This is a genomic window from Thermococcus sp. LS2, from assembly GCF_012027375.1.
Classification (GTDB): Archaea; Methanobacteriota_B; Thermococci; order Thermococcales; family Thermococcaceae; genus Thermococcus_B.
This window is the reverse complement of record NZ_SNUI01000004.1, coordinates 167,139-185,535: the sequence shown is the minus strand read 5'-3', so window position 1 is coordinate 185,535 and position 18,397 is coordinate 167,139. Positions and strand designations below refer to the sequence as shown.

At 39.7% G+C, this 18,397-nt stretch carries 20 protein-coding genes; 9 read left to right on the top strand and 11 right to left on the bottom strand.

Translation table 11 applies throughout. The annotated features are described in order from the left end of the window. Window positions 1-131: 131 nt before the first annotated feature. From E3E24_RS07515 to E3E24_RS07500, 4 genes are all read right to left on the bottom strand, one after another. Complete coding sequence (locus E3E24_RS07515) at window positions 132-2,288, bottom strand: hypothetical protein (RefSeq protein ID WP_167885111.1); 2,157 nt, start codon at window positions 2,286-2,288, stop codon at window positions 132-134. 3 nt (window positions 2,289-2,291) lie between these two features. Next, window positions 2,292-3,080 (bottom strand): ABC transporter permease, encoded by a 789-nt coding sequence (locus E3E24_RS07510; protein WP_167885110.1) that lies wholly within the window; start codon window positions 3,078-3,080, stop codon window positions 2,292-2,294. After that, the gene (locus tag E3E24_RS07505; protein ID WP_167885109.1) at window positions 3,077-4,012 is read right to left on the bottom strand and encodes an ABC transporter ATP-binding protein; all 936 of its coding nucleotides are present in this window, start codon (window positions 4,010-4,012) and stop codon (window positions 3,077-3,079) included. Before E3E24_RS07505 ends, E3E24_RS07510 begins: the two co-directional genes overlap by 4 nt. A gap of 107 nt (window positions 4,013-4,119) precedes the next feature. Continuing rightward, entirely contained in the window at window positions 4,120-4,497 is a 378-nt protein-coding gene (locus E3E24_RS07500; RefSeq protein WP_167885108.1) for a hypothetical protein, read from the bottom strand. 131 nt (window positions 4,498-4,628) lie between these two features. On the opposite strand from E3E24_RS07500, the gene E3E24_RS07495 reads away from it, so the two are divergent. The 4 genes from E3E24_RS07495 to E3E24_RS07480 all read left to right on the top strand — a co-directional run bounded on the left by E3E24_RS07495 (window position 4,629) and on the right by E3E24_RS07480 (window position 8,268). After that, window positions 4,629-5,819 carry a TIGR00529 family membrane protein gene (locus E3E24_RS07495; protein WP_167885107.1) on the top strand — a complete coding sequence of 397 codons (1,191 nt, stop codon included), beginning with the start codon at window positions 4,629-4,631 and terminating at the stop codon, window positions 5,817-5,819. Between the two features lie 5 nt (window positions 5,820-5,824). Continuing rightward, the gene (yjjX, locus tag E3E24_RS07490; protein WP_167885106.1) at window positions 5,825-6,364 is read left to right on the top strand and encodes an inosine/xanthosine triphosphatase; all 540 of its coding nucleotides are present in this window, start codon (window positions 5,825-5,827) and stop codon (window positions 6,362-6,364) included. Between the two features lie 100 nt (window positions 6,365-6,464). Beyond that, window positions 6,465-7,541 carry a DUF835 domain-containing protein gene (locus E3E24_RS07485; RefSeq protein ID WP_167885105.1) on the top strand — a complete coding sequence of 359 codons (1,077 nt, stop codon included), beginning with the start codon at window positions 6,465-6,467 and terminating at the stop codon, window positions 7,539-7,541. A gap of 109 nt (window positions 7,542-7,650) precedes the next feature. Further along, window positions 7,651-8,268, top strand: coding sequence for a DUF116 domain-containing protein (locus tag E3E24_RS07480; protein ID WP_167885104.1), 618 nt, complete (start codon window positions 7,651-7,653; stop codon window positions 8,266-8,268). Here the strand turns inward: E3E24_RS07480 and E3E24_RS07475 are convergent. Beyond that, window positions 8,265-9,098, bottom strand: coding sequence for a DMT family transporter (locus E3E24_RS07475; RefSeq protein ID WP_167885103.1), 834 nt, complete (start codon window positions 9,096-9,098; stop codon window positions 8,265-8,267). The two genes, E3E24_RS07480 and E3E24_RS07475, sit on opposite strands and share 4 nt — an antisense overlap. 115 nt (window positions 9,099-9,213) lie before the next feature. Between E3E24_RS07475 and E3E24_RS07470 the strand changes: the two genes are divergently transcribed. Genes E3E24_RS07470 through E3E24_RS07455 form a run of 4 tightly spaced genes read left to right on the top strand, consistent with a single transcriptional unit; the run spans window position 9,214 to window position 12,234 of the window. Beyond that, window positions 9,214-9,747: a 4Fe-4S dicluster domain-containing protein gene (locus tag E3E24_RS07470; protein WP_167885102.1), complete on the top strand. Its 534-nt coding sequence runs from the start codon at window positions 9,214-9,216 to the stop codon at window positions 9,745-9,747. A 4-nt stretch (window positions 9,748-9,751) separates the two neighbouring features. Then, the gene (locus tag E3E24_RS07465; RefSeq protein WP_167885101.1) at window positions 9,752-11,626 is read left to right on the top strand and encodes an aldehyde ferredoxin oxidoreductase family protein; all 1,875 of its coding nucleotides are present in this window, start codon (window positions 9,752-9,754) and stop codon (window positions 11,624-11,626) included. Window positions 11,627-11,684: 58 nt separating this feature from the next. Beyond that, window positions 11,685-12,014 (top strand): hypothetical protein, encoded by a 330-nt coding sequence (locus tag E3E24_RS07460; RefSeq protein ID WP_167885100.1) that lies wholly within the window; start codon window positions 11,685-11,687, stop codon window positions 12,012-12,014. Then, entirely contained in the window at window positions 11,998-12,234 is a 237-nt protein-coding gene (locus E3E24_RS07455) for a MoaD/ThiS family protein (protein ID WP_167885099.1), read from the top strand. Before E3E24_RS07460 ends, E3E24_RS07455 begins: the two co-directional genes overlap by 17 nt. Here E3E24_RS07455 and E3E24_RS07450 read toward each other — a convergent pair. Next, window positions 12,216-12,503 carry a hypothetical protein gene (locus E3E24_RS07450; protein WP_167885098.1) on the bottom strand — a complete coding sequence of 96 codons (288 nt, stop codon included), beginning with the start codon at window positions 12,501-12,503 and terminating at the stop codon, window positions 12,216-12,218. The genes E3E24_RS07455 and E3E24_RS07450 overlap by 19 nt on opposite strands. A gap of 108 nt (window positions 12,504-12,611) precedes the next feature. Between E3E24_RS07450 and E3E24_RS07445 the strand changes: the two genes are divergently transcribed. Beyond that, entirely contained in the window at window positions 12,612-14,402 is a 1,791-nt protein-coding gene (locus E3E24_RS07445; protein ID WP_167885097.1) for a glycoside hydrolase, read from the top strand. Here E3E24_RS07445 and cca read toward each other — a convergent pair. The 5 genes from cca to E3E24_RS07420 form a co-directional block, all read right to left on the bottom strand. Next, a complete protein-coding gene (cca, locus tag E3E24_RS07440; RefSeq protein ID WP_167885096.1) occupies window positions 14,399-15,763 on the bottom strand; it encodes a CCA tRNA nucleotidyltransferase in 1,365 nt (454 codons plus the stop codon). The two genes, E3E24_RS07445 and cca, sit on opposite strands and share 4 nt — an antisense overlap. 39 nt (window positions 15,764-15,802) lie before the next feature. Beyond that, on the bottom strand, window positions 15,803-16,360 hold the full coding sequence (gene thpR, locus E3E24_RS07435) for an RNA 2',3'-cyclic phosphodiesterase (RefSeq protein ID WP_167885095.1): 558 nt from the start codon (window positions 16,358-16,360) through the stop codon (window positions 15,803-15,805). Beyond that, window positions 16,357-16,818: a phosphoribosyltransferase gene (locus E3E24_RS07430; protein ID WP_167885094.1), complete on the bottom strand. Its 462-nt coding sequence runs from the start codon at window positions 16,816-16,818 to the stop codon at window positions 16,357-16,359. The genes thpR and E3E24_RS07430 overlap by 4 nt, the downstream gene beginning before the upstream one ends. A 79-nt stretch (window positions 16,819-16,897) precedes the next feature. Next, the gene (locus E3E24_RS07425; protein ID WP_167885093.1) at window positions 16,898-17,662 is read right to left on the bottom strand and encodes a hypothetical protein; all 765 of its coding nucleotides are present in this window, start codon (window positions 17,660-17,662) and stop codon (window positions 16,898-16,900) included. Beyond that, the gene (locus E3E24_RS07420; RefSeq protein WP_167885092.1) at window positions 17,640-18,374 is read right to left on the bottom strand and encodes a hypothetical protein; all 735 of its coding nucleotides are present in this window, start codon (window positions 18,372-18,374) and stop codon (window positions 17,640-17,642) included. The genes E3E24_RS07425 and E3E24_RS07420 overlap by 23 nt, the downstream gene beginning before the upstream one ends. Window positions 18,375-18,397: the final 23 nt, after the last annotated feature.

Here is an 18,397-nt window from a genome sequence, read left to right as displayed (position 1 = left end):
GGGGTTTGGGTTATGATTTTCCTGGTAGGGTTTATTTGAGGGGGGCTCCTGTTGGGTTGAAGTTGTGGTGGTTGTTCAGGGGGGTGAGTGCTGTATGACATCCGCGAAAAAATTTCAGGATACAACAATGCTCACCCAATCTTCTTTTCTAAGTAAATCATCATAACCAGAAATCCTAGAAGAACAAGGATTATCAAATAGGCTTCCTTTGAACTCAGCTCCTTAACTCCTATTTCTGAACCTTTAACATTGAATTTTAAGCTAACATTCCCCTCTCCTACTATGGCAACTGCTATGAAATCTTCATAACTTCTAACTCCAATTTCTCCTCTAATCTCTTTTCCACTTCCCCTGAAAACTCCTTTGAAATCTGTTGAGAGAGGGTCAAAATCTTCCTTTTCCCGATTTAAAGTGAAATAATAGACCCTAAGCTCAACACTTTTGGTCGAGTTAACGCTCAGCTCAAGCTTTTTGCCTCTCAAAGGGGTTGCATTTAGAATGAATGTCCTAAGTCCGATTCCAAAATCTCTCTTTCTAAGCTCAAATGTCAGGTTCCTTGGTTGCTCCAGATAATCTGCGACGAGCAGTACTGAATTAAAATATCCATCTCCTTCGACCATTATCATGAATCCGCTCTGATTAAAGATCAAACAATCACTCCTCCCCTTTTCCTGAGTTGAGGATGCAATTATCCTCCCGGAAAAATCTAAAAGGTGTATCCTTAAGTCCCTTCCTTGCCGTACGTATCTCCCATACAGCACTGCTATCTTCTTCCCATTCCAAGGTTCAAATAGATAGGGAGGAGTTATGTCGTTCCCAATTACCTTGTAGGGAACTCCAACATGATGATATTCACTTGTGTAGTTTATCTTAGCCAGCCAATTATCCCCATAAACCGGGAGAATGCCTTCTCCACTAACTTCAAGCTCTAAAGGGATTTTAGCATTGTTGACAGTTACATTAAACCTTATTAGCTCATTGAGAGTAAACCCTTGAGGAATCTTTGGTATTTGAAGAATAAGATTTATTTGGACAGGCTGAACAACATTTAGCTCTTTAATTTGAGCATCATTATAGTAGAAGGCATATTTTATTGAGTCAGGTAAGCCTTCAACTCCAAACTCAACTTTCCCATTCCCGCTCAAACTCAAGATATAAACGGCTTTTCCACCCAGATAACCCTTTGCATATGGATTAAGGGCTTTTACCCCAACCCCCTCTTGAAGAGAAATTGGAAAAGTCAATGAATAAGTTCTTGAGCTTACAGCTATTGTTAAAAACTGAATATTTTCCGGAACTTTGAATTCCACAATCACTTCTTTATTTGGCTCGATCTTGATGTCTTTATAATATGGCTTCCCCACTATAACTGAGTTCTGATAGATGCTCACTTTCCCAACAAAGATTATTTTTCCTTCATTTTTGAGCCAAACTTTAAGTGTGTCTCCAATTTTCTCTGCTTTAATTAATGAAACTTGAGGACTTTCAAAATAGAAGCTTTCCTGCCTTAAAACACCATAGTCAACAACAATTGTCCCTTGATTGATATTACTTTCAAAAATCACATCTTTTTCTTCTCCGTCACTGAGCTGGATTTCTTTCTTTTCAATGGTTAATCCATTGTAAATAAGTTTTAAAGTAGCATTTACCGCATCTCCATGATTTTTTATGAGAACGTGAAGCTTTTCATCTTTCCATATTTTTTCTATTGTCACAAGCGGATTAAACGAAGGAATTATAGTCGTCTTTGAAATCTTGCTTTCCTTAAGCATTAAGGTGAGAACATTGGAATTTGCTTTAACTTTAAGAATCTTAAATTCACCCGGCTCAAGAAACAGCGGGATTTCAGCGAGAATAATATCTTGGGAGTTTATAACTAGAGTGTCATTTATCGCGTAATAGCCTGTGTTTGTTATCTTAAGCTTTATATAAGTATCAAAGCTCTCAACAAGCTCAACACTGAAATCCTTCTTCTTCATGACTTTAATCCTTGAATAATTTCCGCTCAAATGAAGGGTTAGGATGAGCTTTTCTAGATCAAGCCTCCCAATAGTATAATTAACACTGTTAACTTTGAGAGTCTCACCAAAGCTCATAATTTTTGAGAAGCTCCCGTTGGGAGTTTCAACAGTTAAAAGAATTAAATCCGGATTTTTCTGAGAAACCTCGAAGGTAACTACTGAATTATTGTCAATTATTAAAACTTCATCAATGCCCAAATTCACAGATAAAGCCAAGGCATTTCCAGCAAAAAGAAGTAGCATAAGCAACACAAGGGCTCTCTTCATACCTCATCCCTCATACTCCTTTCTGTAAATGCCTAATAATGTAAAAGCCAAGCTCAGTAAGATAATACTCAGGAAAAATAGAGCACTCATATTGGGATCACCTTTATAGGCATCTAAACCAGCGTGAAGAGTGAAGCCCTTCTTAAGAAGAACCCCTATTTGATAGCTCAGGTTAAAGCGCTCTGGATCATCAAAGAATGGCAGTTGTGGGAGAATGAATTGGGCAGTAAATATGATACCGAAACTTGCTAGGGAAGCATACAATGGACGAGAGAGAATTACCGAGAGAAACATTGAGAATGCTCCCAAGCTACCTAGAATTAGAAGAGTAACCCCCAAGGCAAAAAGGAAATCACCAAAAGTAGCTCTAAATCCATCAAAGCCAGATTTATACAGGAGTACCATGTATATCTGCATGACAAAGTATGGGATGCCAAAAATCAGTATTATTCCAGTCATCCCAGCGAAGAATTTTCCAAAAACAATCTCGCTCTTTTTTATTGGTTTTACAAGGAGAAGTCTCATAGTGCCCTTATCTATCTCACTCGCCAGCAGTTCACTCATGAGTATTATGACGATTAGCTGACCTATGACACTTCCCCAAAAGTTTATCAAAAACTCCGAAACATTTATTTGAAAGGATATTTTCAAAGCTTTTGCAGAATACTCTGTTATCTCCTCATGGGTAAAGAAATAAACAACAACTGGGAGAAGCATTAAAACAATCATAACCTTCAACCTTCTAGACTTTAGGAGTCTATAAACCTCATTCTCATAAAGTACGCCAATCAACTCTCCTCACCTATGTTGAACTTCTCCATCAAAATTCTCTCCAAAGGACTTGTGTGAGGTTTAAACATCTTAAGTCTGATCCCGTTTAAGCTGAGATACTTTGGAAACTGCAAGAAAAACTCGTCTAAAAATCGAGGGTCAATATCAACCCGTATAATCCCATCTTCCTCCCAAACTTCTCTTACATAGGGCTTTTCTTTGAGAAACTCAATAGCTATCTTATTATCAGAGGTTAATATGTCATATTCCGTCTCTTCTATCTTTGTGAGCTCGCTTATTCTTCCTTGAGCTATTAGCCTTCCTTGATTTATTAATCCTACATAGTTGCACATCTTCTCAACTTCACTCACGATATGCGAGCTAACAAAAATCGTCTTTCCTTCCTTCGATAACTCTATAATCCTCCCTATAAACTCTATTCTACCGAGGGGATCCAAGTTAGCTGTTGGCTCATCGAGGATCAAAAGCTCTGGGTCCCCAATTAAAGCAGCGGCAAAAGAAACCCTCTGTTTTTGTCCTGAAGAAAGTTCTTTTATCTTGTTTAACGCTAACCTTCCCACCCCTACATATCTCATAAGCTCCTTTGCATGCTCTCTTGCTTCTTCTTTTTTCAAACCAGAGAGTCTTCCCATGTAAATTAAAAAGTCAAAAATTGTCATGTCCTCATAAGCTATTGGAACTTCTGGCATGTAGCCAACATTCTTCATAATTTCAACTCTCTTTTGTGGCAGTTCTAAGCCAAAAATCTTTATCTCACCATATGTAGGTCTCAAAGCAGCTGTTAACATTTTTATTGTGGTAGTCTTACCAGCTCCATTAGGTCCCAAAAAGCCGTAAACCACTCCTTTTGGTACTTTGAGGTTGAGGTGGTATATTATGTTCCTTTTACCAAAGAATTTTGTTAGGTCTCTCGTCTCAATTACGTATTCCATCTCAAACACCAAGGTAGATCATAATCATAACCTACAGATAATAATCTAATAGAACAGAGTTAAATAGCTTTCGCCATAAGATAACAAAATAGAGAGAAGCCTAAAAATTAAGTTTTCTCCTCAATCTGCCTCTCTTCTTCTGGCTCTCCCTTTCTCTTGCTCTCATTCTTAATAACCTGAATCACATAGTCAATGAACTTTCTAACTTCCTCAAGCTCTTCATCTGGTATGTCTTGGATTTTCTTATTTTTGGTCTTGTAGGTGAGGAGTTTAAGCAAGGCTAGCCTTCCCAAAGCAGTTTTTGTACTTATCTCTCCTTCCTTCCAGTCCCTCCAGATTGCATTGGCTATACCATAGAACTCTGGTATGCTGTCCAACCCTGGATCACCATAGTCAATGACTTCTTTTCCTAGATACTTGTACCGCCTTTCCTTCTCTTCTTTTGTAAACTCTTTAGTTCTCTCCTTAATATACTGATGCACCATTTCTCACCACCTCCATCTTAAAATTTGATTTAGATATTTATTAACTTTTTGTTGTTAAAAATTTGGCTCAGATAAGCTTATAAGGAACAATTTAGATTTGCATCTAAACATTAATACACCGGTGGGAATGCATGATTGAAGTGCTTAAACTGCTCGTAACATTCGCCTTTGTAATAATCCTTATTCGCCTAAAAGTCCATGTGGGAATTTCAATCTTTGCCGGCTCAGTTTTACTGGGAATTCTTTTTGGTTTGACGCCATTGGAACTGATTAAAGCTTTTTACTACTCTTCAACTGCCTGGAGCACAGTAAGGCTGATTTTGATTATCGTATTCATAATGGCAATGACAAATATTTTCTCCCAAATCGGGTATCTCAAAAACATGGAAAAAGCTATCAAAGAGCTGTTTCCCAAAGCTAAATATTCACTTGCAATGCTCCCAGCTCTGATAGGCTTAATGCCAATGCCAGCCGGTGCTTTAGTTTCAGCCCCGATGATTGAGGAAGTTGCCAATAAACTCAACTTAAAGCCTGAAGAAAAAACTGTTGTAAACTACTGGTTTAGGCATGTCTGGGAGTTTTCTTGGCCAATGTACCAAGCTATCATAATTGCCTCAGCCATTTTAGGAATAGCTGTTAGAGAGTTCAGCACCAAGATGTTCCCGCTGACTATTTTGATGATAATCATTGGATACATCCTATTACTGAAGCCTATAAGCGATGAAACATCTGAAATTGGAAACAGAAAAGAAGGTGCAAAACTCCTTTTGAAAGCAACTTATCCAATATTGGTGATAATTTTGATTTCAATTGTTTTGGGATATGACATGGTCTATGGAGCACTTGTAGGATTTTTATCTACACTACTCCCCCATTTCAAGAAGCTCGATAAAAAGCAGATTCTTAAGCATGGAACTCAGCCGAAAATAATATTTTTGCTCCTTGCTGTTATGTACTTCAAGTACATTCTCCAAACAACGGGAGCCGTTAGTGCACTACCAAAAGCAATAATTCAATTAAACCTTCCAGTAACCTTTGTGATAACTCTAACACCATTCATTGTGGGATTAATGACGGGGATAAGCTTTGCATACGTTGGAATGGCATTTCCGCTTTTACTTCCTTTCTTCACAAGCTTTGATAAAATCGCTCTCGCATATCTCAGCGGTTACATGGGGATGCTATTTAGTCCAGTGCATCTTTGTCTAGTTTTCTCAGCTGAATATTATAAAGCAGAATTAGAAAGAGTTTACAGAAAGCTTTTAGTTCCTGGAGCCGTTTTGTTTATTCTGGGAGTAATATACACTATCTTGCTAAGGTGAGACTCATGAGAGTGGCAGTTGGTTCAACAAACCCAACAAAGGTCAAGGCTGTTGAGGAAATTATGAGAGAGTTTTATGGAGATGTTGAAGTTATAGCAGTTGAAGTTGATAGTGAAGTTGGAGACCAACCAATAGGATTGGAAAAGACAATTGAAGGAGCAATTAATAGAGCAAAGAAGGCTTTAAAGAAAGGTAATGCAGACTTAGGCGTTGGAATAGAGGCTGGTCTTTATAAAGTTCCCTACAGCATAACAGGATATATGGACATCCAGTTCTGTGCAATTGTTGATAGAGAAGGGAAGATAACCCTAGGTCATGGACCGGGCTTTGAATATCCTCCCTATGCTGTTGAGCGAGTTTTGAGAGAAGGAGTTGAAGTTGCACTCCCAATGAGCGAACTCAGCGGTGATAGAGAGTTAAAGAAGACCATAGGGGCGATAGGTTTTTTAACAAGAGGAAAGCTACTAAGAAAAGAGCTGAACAAACTGGCAGTTTTGATGGCAATGATACCGAGGATAAATGAGGAGCTCTATTTTGGGCGATGATTGGACTCCGGAAAAGCTGAAGAAGATGATGAGGTCTAGCCCTGATGAGCCGAAATTGTTTAATACTCTAAAGTCGTAACTATGTAAATGATGTGATAGTATGGACAAGTTATTTCTTGATATTGGTAGAGGATTAAGCTTATCTATAAAGCTGATAGCGGCTGGATATTTACTTTACATTTTCCATAGTGGAAACAGAAAATCCACCCTCATTTTAGCATTAGCATGGCTTTCAGCTACAGTTTCAATTGTTTTTGACATTGTTAGCATTCATGAACTGAACTCCATTTTTGAAGCTCTCTTTGCATCTCTCCTGTTTTATGGAATTTTAAGAGTGATTGAAGAAGAGGCATTTTGTCCAATACCCACGGAGTTCTCTTATGTCGCATCAGTACCATTGGTAATGACTTTGTATTTAATCGGTATAACAAATCTTAGAAATACCTCAGAATGGCTGATGTCCATAGGAATCCCATATGGACTTTCTGGCTTTTACATTTTTCTTGCAGGTGTTCTCACAGTATCTATCTCAAGGATTTACTGCAAAAAGGCAACACTATTGGCGATTTCTTTAATGTTGTATGGTATTCACGACATGGATTACCCACTCTTGAGACCAGTAGAGTGGTTTGCTCCTATTGGATTCGTTTTAGGTGCACTTTTCACTTTTATGGCCTCTTATTCAATAATCCAATTCGTCAGGACTGAAAGATTTCAAGAATTGCTTAAAAAAGAAGAAAGTCAAAAAATTGAAATTGAGACAGGAGTTTTAATCGTTGATGAAGACACATACAAACGAATAAAGGAATCTCTTAGGGATTTTGAAGTTCTTGCATTCCTAAGAGACATCTCAGACGTCCCAGAGAAGTGGGAAGCATACTTCATAACCCACATAACTGGAAAGGACGTGAAAACTATCTCCCCAACTAATTTAGCAAAGATTGCAGAGCTGGCAAATAGGTATCTACGCGCTACTGCTGCAGTGAACAAGCAGGGGGTTATAGTAATTGATTGTCTTGAGTATCTCATAATGTACAACAGCTTTGAGTCTATAGTCAAGTTCCTGAGCTCGTTGAGGGACTTTATAATCCTATATAACGGCTCTCTCCTCCTTGTAACAAATCCCTCAGCATGGAGCAAAAAAGAATGGGCACTCTTAAAGAGGCTCTTAAAGTAGTGTACCCTCCCCGACCGACCTCCGGTCACTTGTCCCGGAGGTGTGAGTGGGGAGGGCTAAAGGTTTATATGCACATAGAAATTTAAGGCTTTTCACAGTGGTGAAAACCATGAGCTTAGAAAACACAATAGCCAAACTCTTTGCATTAGGTGCTGATTTGAGTACAAGAAATGCCGTGAGAATAGCACTTTCATTAATTAGCGAAGACGAAGAACTTACAGATCAAATCTACGTTGAGCTTAAGAATAAGGCATATAAAGAGAATTTTGCAAAAGTTCCAGTTGAGAAAAGAGCGGTTTTCATACCACAATGTCTAAGGAATGTCAAAGAATGTCCAGCAGAATTCGGCGAATATGGATGGAAATGCACAAAGTGCGGAAAGTGCTCAATCGGGGAGATAATTAAGTATGGAGAAAAGCTCGGATACAAGCAGTTCTACATAGTTCCAGGAGGAAGTTTAGTCAAAAAGATTCTCAAGGAGAAGGTTCCGAAGGGCGAGATAAAAGCAGCAATTGGAATTGCCTGCTGGCCTGAACTAGCTGAAGCTGCAGAAAAGCTTTCTATACTAAAAATACCTCTCCAAGCAGTTCCACTCCTTAAGGCAGGGTGCATAAACACTATTGTTGACATTGAAAGAGTGAAAGAGGTAATGCGGATTGGAATCAAAGATCCAAAGAAGGCATCTTCTGCGTCCCCAGATATAAGTGGAACTCCCACTCCAGTTTAAGCCCTCTCATTTCTTATTTCATTCCATATAGCAGCCAAAATTAGTCCTGCACCAGCGTAACCCTTCAAGCTTAGCACTTCTCTAATTGTTATAAAAGCCGCAATGTGCCCAAATATCGGCTCCGCTGAATAAATCAAGGCCGCCTTATGAGCTTTCGTCTCCTTCTGATACTTAATTTGAAGCGTAAACGCTATGACCGTGGCAAAAAGCGATGTGTAAAGAATGCCTACCCAAGGAAGATAATTGGTTGGGAATTTGAAGCCTTCTACAATTCCAGCATACGTAAAAGAGAACACAAAATTCCAGAATATCTGCCAAAATGCGAGGCTAAGGTAATCCTTCTCTCCAAATTTTTGAACTAAAACTATCTGAAAAGCAAAAGAGAGTGCACATAGAACAGTAAGCAGATCGCCTTTGTTGAACTTTAGACTTGCTCCAGATATTAAATAGAGCCCTATAACTGCGATAATTAATGAAACAAAATCCCTAAGCTCAAGTTTATCTTTAAGAATGAAATAAGCTATGAAAGGAGTAAATACCACATAGAGAGATGTTATAAAGGCAGAATTTGAGGCTGTCGTATATTTTAAACCAGTTATTTGGAATCCGTGTCCAAAAAACAGAGTTATGCCCAAAATAAAGCCCTCTTTAAGTGTGTCGTTTCGCAGAACTTTGTTTCTAAAAATTAAAAGCATCAGGAGTGAGGCGATACCAAAGCGATACGCTAAGAAAAGAATCGGGGAAATATAATCAAGACTAACTTTCATTGCTGGAAAAGTGAATCCCCATATTGCTGTGATGCCTAAAAGTACTGCTTCAGCTTTTTTCATCGAAATGACCTCGCTCTCTGGGTTATAAAGGTATTTTCAGATTCCAATTTAAACGCTTTGATTTGCATAAAGGATATATACCTCATAAGCATAAAAATCTTTTTAGGTGTATACCATGGGAGAGGAAACAAAAAGTGAGGAAAGGATTTGGATTCTTGTAACTCCAGATAAGTGCAGTGGTTGCAGATTATGTGAAGTCGCTTGTTCTTTAGAACATGAGGGAATAATATGGCCAGAGGCCTCTCGCATAAGGATTTACGAGCTGTTGCCTGGTGTAAATGTTCCCCATACTTGTGTCCAGTGTCCAGATTATCCTTGTGTGAATGCCTGCAATTTTGGTGCACTAAGTGTTGATGAAAAAACCGGAGCTGTCCTAGTTGATGAGGAGAAGTGCACAGAGTGTGGAGCCTGTATTTTAGCCTGCCCCGGGAGAGTTCCCAGAATCCCAACTGGGAAAGGCAGTGTTGTCATCTGCGATTTATGTGGTGGGAATCCAAAGTGTGTTGAAGTCTGCCATGAGGCTGGCCATGATGCTCTAATTCTCGTTAAGGGCAACTACCGCTCAATATACAGAACTTTTGCAAAGGAGCCAGTGGAGAAGAGCATGAATTTGGCGAGAAAAATGTATGGAGAGGAATTTGTGAGGTGAGAAAATGTATGGCTACACTGGAAAGCTTATTGATGTTGACTTAAGCAAGGAAAAAATAAAGGTTGTCGAAATTGATGAAGAAATATTAAAGAAGTTCTATGGTGGGAGGGGATTAGGCACTTACATCCTCTGGAAGGAGCTTGGTGAAAGATGGGAAAATGTTGATCCTCTCGGTAAAGAAAACCTTCTGCTAATTTTAACAGGACCTCTAACAGGCTATTACCCAGGAATGAAAACTGCCGTCGTATCTAAGTCCCCAGAGAGCAACGGTGTTGTTGGGAGCGTTTTAAGCAGCGAGGTAGGAATCGAGCTCAAAGCTTCTGGATACGATGGGATAATAATTAGGGGAAAAGCTAGAGAACCGGTTTATCTATTCGTCAATGATGACACAATTGAAATTAGAGATGCGAGCAAATACTGGGGAATGAACGGTGTCGAGGTCGTTAAGACTCTGACAAAGGACGTTCATGAAGAACTGAAAAAGAAGGAAAAGCTTAGGGGAATTCCAAAAGAGCCTGCGATTATGTACATTGGTAAAGGGGGAGAGAATAAAGTCCGCTTTGCGGCGATAATGACTAAGCTGATGCATGCCGCTGGTTACGGCGGTTTTGGGGCTGTAATGGGGAGCAAAATGCTGAAAGCCATTGTTGTCAAGGGAAGCAAGGCTTTACCTCCCGTTTATGATAAGGAGAAGTTCAAAACTATGCTGAGGGAATTTCAAAGAGAGCTTTTGACGCTTACAACATTTAGACAGTGGGGAACTGGGGCTGGCGGTTACAGCGTTGGAAAAGACCGCTCAAGCCAACCAGTCAGAAACTGGCAGGAAGAGTATCATGACAACGAAGAAATCAGCGTCGTGAACTTTGAACTTAAAGCATGGATAAAGAAGTACTGGGCAGATTATGGCTGTCCAGTAAACTGCATGAAAATTTCGTATTTAAGGTACGGCCCCTATAAGGGTGCAATTACAGATGCTCCCGATTATGAACTCATGGCTTACATGGGAACCAACTTAGGAATCTTTGAGCCAGAAAAGATTGTATACCTCTCTTATTTGGTTGACGAATATGGGCTAGATGGGATAAATGCCGGAAATACTCTAGGCTTTGCCGCTGAGCTTTATCAAAGGGGAATACTAACGAAAGATGACTTAGGCTTTGAGCTTAAGTGGGGAGATGAGAAAGCGTTTGCAAAACTTCTCGAAATGATTGTAAACAAGGAAGGAATAGGAGAAATTTTGGCTGAAGGAACTTATAGAGCAGCATTAAAGATAAGCGCAATGAAAGGAGTTGATGCTATTAGGTATGCAGTTCATGTGAAGGGTATTGGCATAGGTGCACATGGAATTAGAAGCAACCTCGACTATACCAAAGATATAAGCTATGCCGCATCTGTGCAGGGAGGAGATCACACAGCAACCGCTGGTCTTCCAGCGAGAAGCTATGAAGGTGAACTGGTTAACGCTTTCTATGACTCAGCTGTGATATGCTCGTTTGTTACAAAGCCTGGCTTTGAAAAAATAATAGAGTTTGGGAATGCAGTCACAGGCTTTGATTTAACCCCAGATAAGTGGTTCAATGAAACTGGGCTGAGAATAATTCACCTCCAGAGAATTCTCCTCTTACTCGGAGGGCCAGATGTTTACTGGGATCCAAGAAGGGATGACGACAATCCACCAAGATTCTATGAGCCTCTGCCAAGCGGACCAGTGAAAGGAAAAGCTCCCACGAGAGAGGAAATTAGAGAAAAGCTCAGGCAGTACTATGGAGAGATTGGCTATGATGAAAACGGCATTCCTGAGGAAGAAGTCCTCGAAGAGCTTGGCTTAGAGGAAGCAAAAAGAGAAGTTAAGCGAATCAAGAAGCGCTTGGGGGTTTAACTTTTGGTTTAGAAAAGGCTTTTTATTCCTCCCATCTATCTTTCCATCGGTGAGATAAATGTGGAGAGAAGAACTTGAAAAAAGAGGCTATCTCGAAAACGATGAAATACTCATTGAACTAACAATCGGAGGAGAATGTGGAGAATATCTGCCCAGCTTGGCATTATATGATAAGAAAGCTGATACTTGGTACTACTTTGACAATGACATCCCTCCTGGCATGACTCAAGAGGAAGCTATGAGGAATGCCCTTGAATTCTTTGAAAAACTCGTAGTTGGACTTGAAAAACCAAAGCTAAAGCTGTCCCCAATCAGAGAAGCCCCAAAAGAGGTTTATGAAAAGCTCGAACGCTTTTTACTGGGGTTGAGAAATGAAGGTAAGGATTAGAATGTATGGAGAGCTCGCATTAAAATTCTCTCCAGAATTTGATATTGAAATTGAAGAAGGCTCAACTGTTGAGGATCTGCTTAGAAAGCTGAAGATAAGTGCAGAGGAACACCACATACTCGTAAACGAGCGCAAAGTTGAAAAAAACTACAAGCTGAAAGAAAACGATTATGTAAAGCTTCTGCCAGTGGTTTATGGAGGCTACTCCCCGGGACCGTGAATGCACTGGAAGTTCATCGTCAGATACAAATCTACAATGCCTTTCTCAATATTCTCCCTAATTTTGGGTAAAAAGGCCTTAAGCTCGCTCTCACTGAGAGGCTTTTTATCTCTCAGCCTTTTGATTTTACCGTCGTTCTTGTCAAGGATTATTATCTCATCTTCAACGACGAGAGGCAAATAGTTCATCCTAATTCCATAAAGCTTCTCAGCGAAGCTCATTCTAGCTCTCAGCATTGTGATATAATTCTTAAGCTCAAGGTCATTCATCAACTCCACCAACCTAATGCCATTAGGGTACCCTTATTAAGTTATCGAGTTAAAGACATGGGCACAAGTAATTTATACCAGCTAAACCAATTCACTCAAGGTGATACCATGTTCCAAAAATTTGGGTATCATTTTCATGCATATCAGCCGGGGGATATAATTTATATTCACGACGGCTCTGGGTGGGATCCGATAAAATACTCTGAAAGATTAAGTCCAGTCTCGCTGAGAATCAGAGATATAGAGGTCAAAGGCAGAAACTGGACGAGAGCAGTTATCAAGGCTTACGAATACGTTGATGATACACTAATGCTGCTCAAAAAAGGAAGCGTAAGTGTTGATTTTGAGCCTTTCACATTGTATATGGTTCTCAGATACAAACCCAAAATTTATGGAGAGATCGTGGAAACATTTCAAAACTACGTTGAAGCTGTTCCAACAGTTCCTTTTCACCCAATAATGCCACATTTGAGCATTTTTGAGCAAGAGATTTTAGCTAAAGTTTCTTTTGACTTTTATGATCCATTTATAAAGGATAAAAGCGTTGTCGGCTTCTGGCTCCCCGAGAATGTAATAACAAAGAAGACTGCTGGGATTATCACTGAAGCGACTGATAAGAGAGTTGTTTTTCTGCTTGATGAGAGACAGTTCATAGGCTTAAACATACCCCAGGCTAAGTTTTCATGCAACACCTACAAGTGTGATAGCAAAACAGCGTTCCTATTTGGTAGAGACCACCAGCTGAGCGATGCTTTTGCGTTCAATACCTTGGACGCTGAGGGGCTCATAAGAGCAGTTGCTGAAGGAAGAGTGGATGTCTTCAAAGAGAAAGAGGAAATTCCCTACTTAGTGTTCCTTTCAAGCGACTTGGAGGCTTTACTCAGCAATCCGCAGCAACTTGATAAGTTTTTGAAATGGGTCAAAGGGCTGGAAGAAAAGGGAGTCGAGGCAGTAAATGCCGTTGAATTCGTGAGGAAGAAGCTGAGTGGAGAGCATAAGTGTTTAGAAGGAGAATGCAGCGAGCAATTTAGAATAAACGTTAAAGACTACTCGAGCTGGAGCGACTACTACGATTTGAGCATAGATGGAAGGACTAGTGATATGAGATGGACTGGGGTGAGAAGGGAAGATAATAAAGTAATACACCGCTGGTATAAAGGAAAAAAGGTTTCTCAGCTCTGGAAGTTTGCCTTCACTAAGCTCTTCCGCGAGCTTAATCGGGCTGTTCGCTTTGGAGTTATGGACTTAATCAAAAAATATTCCAATGCCGACGATGACAGCATAAAGGAGTTCCTAGTCAGATATGCTAGGATATTCTTCAGGGAGCACTACGAATATTTTGAATTAGATACAAGCGTTGATTACATAACTGAGCCAATAAAAGATGTTGATCCCGCTCTGAGTCTAAAGCTTGGCAGAATTTACTACATAATGCTCCTAGCAAACCACTCATGCCCAAGGTTTTGGGAGCACATAGACACAAGGGTAACATTTGGAAACGTCGCAGCTATAAGCAAAGCTCTAATTGAGCTGATAGAAATCTACATGGAAGAGAACAGCGAAAGAGCGAACTTTTTACTGCTCGAATACATGAAGCTCTTAGCCTTCCCACAGCTCTATTATGATTATGATTTGTTCAGAATGCAAGGAATGGAAGGGTGGGAGACAAGTGAAAATGCATGGTTTGCCTCGCTTGAAAGTGAAGTCCCAAACAGCAAGTACAACGTGGTCACAAGAGCGGCTTTATACGTTGGAAAGGAAGACCTGCCGCAGGATATTAGGAGTGCTATAGAAAGCCTCTATGATTTAAAGCAAGCAGTAGCTGATACAGGACACATTTCCGGTGAGAGGCACGGAGAATGGGAAAACAAGGAATGGTGTGAGCATAGGAGTGTTTAGTCTTTTAAATTCCATTTTTCTCTGCTTAGGAACAGATACGCCTCATCGCTAAGCTCTGGGGGAACGAAGTTGATCAGGATGTCAGCTTGCATTATGTGCTCCTTAACTTGTTTTCCTAAAGAAACTTGATTCTTCTCTAAAAGCCCTCTAATGACATCAACGATGCTTTCTTTCACCACCTTCTCTGAATACAAACGCTTTCCGCGAATCCAGACTTTCTGATTCTTTGAGTAAAACCTCAGACCTCTCTCCGTAAAGAACTCTGGACCAGGTTTAATCTCAATTCTTGACCTTTCAACTCTGTCAACTTCGAGCATTATGAACGCTTTGTCTTTGTATCCCCAGTGAGCCTCAAACACCCTAAAGCCTTGAAGCTCTAGGGCTTTCATAAATCCTTTCGCACTCTTTTCCAGCTGAGGTAAAAGGAGATCATCTATTAAGTCTGGCTTCTCAAAGAGCAGGGTTACAAGCTTTGTCCCTTTTTCTCTCAGGAGCTTTTTGTAATCCCCAATTTTCTTCTGCTCCAGGAAGAAAAACTCTCTTGCAGGCTTTTCTAGGAACTGCTTAGCTTTAAAGTAGAAGATCCCAAATTTTTCCCAGCTTAAAGCTGAAGCAACATTTCTCCTTGGGTCAACAGGGTCAATAACTATCAGCGGAACGTCAGCATCAGCCTCTCTCTTTACAGTTTTCATCGCTACTTCCGGCTCTTTCTTCAGCCAGCCTTCCAAATCAATGATCTTCTGCCTAAGCATGAAGTCGTGATTCTCAAGGACTTTGAGAAATGAGCCGTATTTTATTATCAAGAGTTCGGTGAGATAGCCCGAAAACCCTTTGACATAAATCTCGCTGCCATAAACATTAATCCCCTTGAAGAACTTCTTCAAAAGCCTAACTTCGTCATTTTTGCTATTTAAATGCTTCAAGACCCATTTCATGTGAAGAATTGACCTGTCAACAGCCGTTCTCACTTCTCTCCAGTCTCTCACATTGTAACACGGCACCAAATCGACTTTAAATCCTCTATAAAAAGCTCTGACATAAGGATGCTCGGCATAGGCAACCTCATATTTCCCAAGCTTTTCCCCAATAGCCTTTGCAAGCTCCAAACCTTCCTTTCTCAGCCCTTCCAATGGAATTTCAAGAGGAAATGCTAAAAAGAGGTCAATATCGTGATCTCCAGCTAGATAGGTATCTTTAGCTAAAGAGCCAACGAAGTAGGGCTCAACATCATAACCAAAGGCAGCAATTGTTTCTTTTGCAATACTCTCAACTTCTCCTTTTACCTTCTCAACAAGCTCTCTCTCCTCTTCACTTGGCTTGATTTCTTTAAGAACTTGGTTTAAAAGTTCTGAAAGTTCCATGAAATCACCAAGATAAAGTTAGAAAAGAAGAATAAAAACCTAATCCTTAAGTTCAAACCTTGCCAGTGTTTCGTAAATTGGACCCTTAGGAGTCAATGTACTTTTCTTTAACTCAATTGCTTCCACTCTAAAAACTCCAAAATCTTCATTTGCCAGCTCTTTAAGAGCCATTGCAAGCTCAAGCTTATCCTTAACGAATTTCACTCTTCCAATTGTTACATGAGCAACAAAGTCCTTATCCTTTTTAAAGCCAAGTTTTCCTAGTTCACGCTCAATGTCACTAGCTATGCTCTTTATAATTTCATCCCCTTCAACACCAGCCCAAATTACTCTGATATAGTTTGGATTTGGAAACACACCAATACCTTTGACTTTAACATCATGTTTTTTATACTTACTCGCTATCTTTTGGAGAATTTCCTTTATTTCCTCAGCTTGTTCCTCAGTTATCTCACCCAAAAATTTTAGAGTGATGTGAAGATTTTCAGATTCAACAAACTTAATTTTAGCAGCTTTAGTTCTTGCAATTTTTTCCTGTGCTTCAGTCAGTTTTTTTCTAACTTCATCATTGATATCAATAGCAATAAAAGCCCTCATCCCCTAACCACCACCGGAAATTCCTCCCAGGGGAACACTATCCACTTGTCAGTTCTAAACACATAGAAGTCTGGCACGACTGAAGTCCAGGGCTTCATAGCTAAACAAGCAACTTTTATCTCCTTTGCACCAAGTCTCTTAACTTCCTCTATAACGACTTTCAGTGTCTTCCCTGTGTCGCTGACATCGTCAACGATAACAACTTTTCTGTCTTTTAAATCCCCGTATATTGGGATTACTATCTTTGGCATTTCTGTATGCTCGTTGATATCAGTGTAGAACTTCACATCTATTACTTTGAGGTCTATATCCCCTAAAATATGACTTAATCTTACTGCTGGAATTAGGCCGCCCCTCGCTATTCCAACAATGACATCGGGCTTGTACTCTCTCAGTTTATCAGCCAATGAGAATATTGCTCTATCAACCTGCCACCATGTGAGGTAAACCTTGTCCATATTGTCACCTCCTTGATAAATGTAGAATAGGGGTAATAATTTAAAAATTCAGCGTTTACAAGTTCTTGTCAAAAATAGCTTAAACTATCCTGAACTCATTTCCCTTAATCTGATATGTGAATCTCCTAATTCTTCCCATTTTTGGCATCTTAATTAGGTATAATTCTCTTTTTACGCCTTCCTCAGTGAGAATACTCCTAGTTTCAATTACATAGTCCGCTCTTCTGTAAAGCAAATTAATTATTGTTTGATTATTTCCTGAAAATACCCAGATGTTTGTTCCTTTTGGATACTTTGTATAAGCCTCATGGACAAATCTAATTTCAGAGGTAGTTTCAATGATTTTTATCAATCCATGTTCACTGAATATGTCAAGATAGTCCGAAAGCTTGTAGTTAATTCCCCAGAGTTCTTTGTTTTCATCAATCAAGCCTCTCCTCACCCACTCCCTTTTGATGCTCAGTACTTCTTTCACGGACTTTTGAAGATATGAACCTTCTTGAACTCCACCCTTGATGTAAAACACATTCGGAATGTCATACCTGACCTCATAATAGCTGTCAAAAACATCAAGTATTGCAAGCTGACCATTTCCTAAGTATCTATCCACATTAATTCCAACACTTTCCAATCTGTTCAATAGGACTGGAAGAGGAAGAGATTTATTGAAGAGAACAACCAAATGACCTTCTTCAAGCTTTTTCTTTGCAACTAGAAGAGAGATTAAACTCCCCAATGAGCGGGGATCTCTTTCAATCAATGCAATCAAAGAGCCATCCTCAATGCCACCGATAATTTTATCGAGCTGAGGAATGCCAAGATTAATCAACGCCCTCCCCTCCATCAAAGAGATACTCAAGTACCAAATTTTCAAGCTCCGGCCTCTTAGACTTTGAGACCACTATTAAATGCTTTAACTCATTCTCACCCACAACGAAGCTCTCCAAAACATAATCAGATACATCGTAGATAAAACTCTCCAGCTTGGGAAATTCTGATGAGTTGTAAATGATTATACTACGTATATCCTTTATAGGCAGTCTTATCCTCGGAGAATATTTGAGAAGCCACATTCTCTTGTAGATTTCAACAGGATTGTCAAAGAGCCTACCAACGCTTGAGTCCAAGAACCCAAGTGTCCATACTCGTTCGATTTCCTCAACTCCTAAATTCCTCAAAGTTTCTGAGAGTGCAGAAGATGCAATCTCCATGTATTTTGCAACAAAACTTATTCCGGTGATATCACCCTTTACTTGATAAATGTGGGGAAGATTTCGTTTAATTTTGGTAACACTGCCGTAGATATCGAATATGTAGAAGTTCTCTCTCTGGAGGAGCTCTTCAAGATGCAACCCAACCATCTTAAGGTTTGTACGAAGAACTGAGAGTGGCTCAAAAAGAACAAGCCATACAAATTCCTCCCGCTCAATGAGTATTTTAAGCATGCTGAGCCCCAAAGCATAGCCTAGAGATCGCGAATCCCGCTCTATTATTGAAAGATTTTCATTCCAATCGACTATGTCTAACAAATCTTTAAGCTCATATTTAACAGGCACTTTACCCACCCATAATATATGAA

What these genes read in the sequence shown, in the direction of transcription:
- E3E24_RS07515 (WP_167885111.1), bottom strand. Translation starts at nt 2,288, where the DNA reads ATGAAGAGAGCCCTTGTGTTGCTTATGCTACTTCTTTTTGCTGGAAAT.
- E3E24_RS07505 (WP_167885109.1), bottom strand. Translation starts at nt 4,012, where the DNA reads ATGGAATACGTAATTGAGACGAGAGACCTAACAAAATTCTTTGGTAAA.
- E3E24_RS07500 (WP_167885108.1), bottom strand. Translation starts at nt 4,497, where the DNA reads ATGGTGCATCAGTATATTAAGGAGAGAACTAAAGAGTTTACAAAAGAA.
- E3E24_RS07495 (WP_167885107.1), top strand. Translation starts at nt 4,629, where the DNA reads ATGATTGAAGTGCTTAAACTGCTCGTAACATTCGCCTTTGTAATAATC.
- yjjX (WP_167885106.1), top strand. Translation starts at nt 5,825, where the DNA reads ATGAGAGTGGCAGTTGGTTCAACAAACCCAACAAAGGTCAAGGCTGTT.
- E3E24_RS07485 (WP_167885105.1), top strand. Translation starts at nt 6,465, where the DNA reads ATGGACAAGTTATTTCTTGATATTGGTAGAGGATTAAGCTTATCTATA.
- E3E24_RS07480 (WP_167885104.1), top strand. Translation starts at nt 7,651, where the DNA reads ATGAGCTTAGAAAACACAATAGCCAAACTCTTTGCATTAGGTGCTGAT.
- E3E24_RS07475 (WP_167885103.1), bottom strand. Translation starts at nt 9,098, where the DNA reads ATGAAAAAAGCTGAAGCAGTACTTTTAGGCATCACAGCAATATGGGGA.
- E3E24_RS07470 (WP_167885102.1), top strand. Translation starts at nt 9,214, where the DNA reads ATGGGAGAGGAAACAAAAAGTGAGGAAAGGATTTGGATTCTTGTAACT.
- E3E24_RS07465 (WP_167885101.1), top strand. Translation starts at nt 9,752, where the DNA reads ATGTATGGCTACACTGGAAAGCTTATTGATGTTGACTTAAGCAAGGAA.
- E3E24_RS07460 (WP_167885100.1), top strand. Translation starts at nt 11,685, where the DNA reads ATGTGGAGAGAAGAACTTGAAAAAAGAGGCTATCTCGAAAACGATGAA.
- E3E24_RS07455 (WP_167885099.1), top strand. Translation starts at nt 11,998, where the DNA reads ATGAAGGTAAGGATTAGAATGTATGGAGAGCTCGCATTAAAATTCTCT.
- E3E24_RS07450 (WP_167885098.1), bottom strand. Translation starts at nt 12,503, where the DNA reads ATGAATGACCTTGAGCTTAAGAATTATATCACAATGCTGAGAGCTAGA.
- E3E24_RS07445 (WP_167885097.1), top strand. Translation starts at nt 12,612, where the DNA reads ATGTTCCAAAAATTTGGGTATCATTTTCATGCATATCAGCCGGGGGAT.
- cca (WP_167885096.1), bottom strand. Translation starts at nt 15,763, where the DNA reads ATGGAACTTTCAGAACTTTTAAACCAAGTTCTTAAAGAAATCAAGCCA.
- thpR (WP_167885095.1), bottom strand. Translation starts at nt 16,360, where the DNA reads ATGAGGGCTTTTATTGCTATTGATATCAATGATGAAGTTAGAAAAAAA.
- E3E24_RS07430 (WP_167885094.1), bottom strand. Translation starts at nt 16,818, where the DNA reads ATGGACAAGGTTTACCTCACATGGTGGCAGGTTGATAGAGCAATATTC.
- E3E24_RS07425 (WP_167885093.1), bottom strand. Translation starts at nt 17,662, where the DNA reads ATGGAGGGGAGGGCGTTGATTAATCTTGGCATTCCTCAGCTCGATAAA.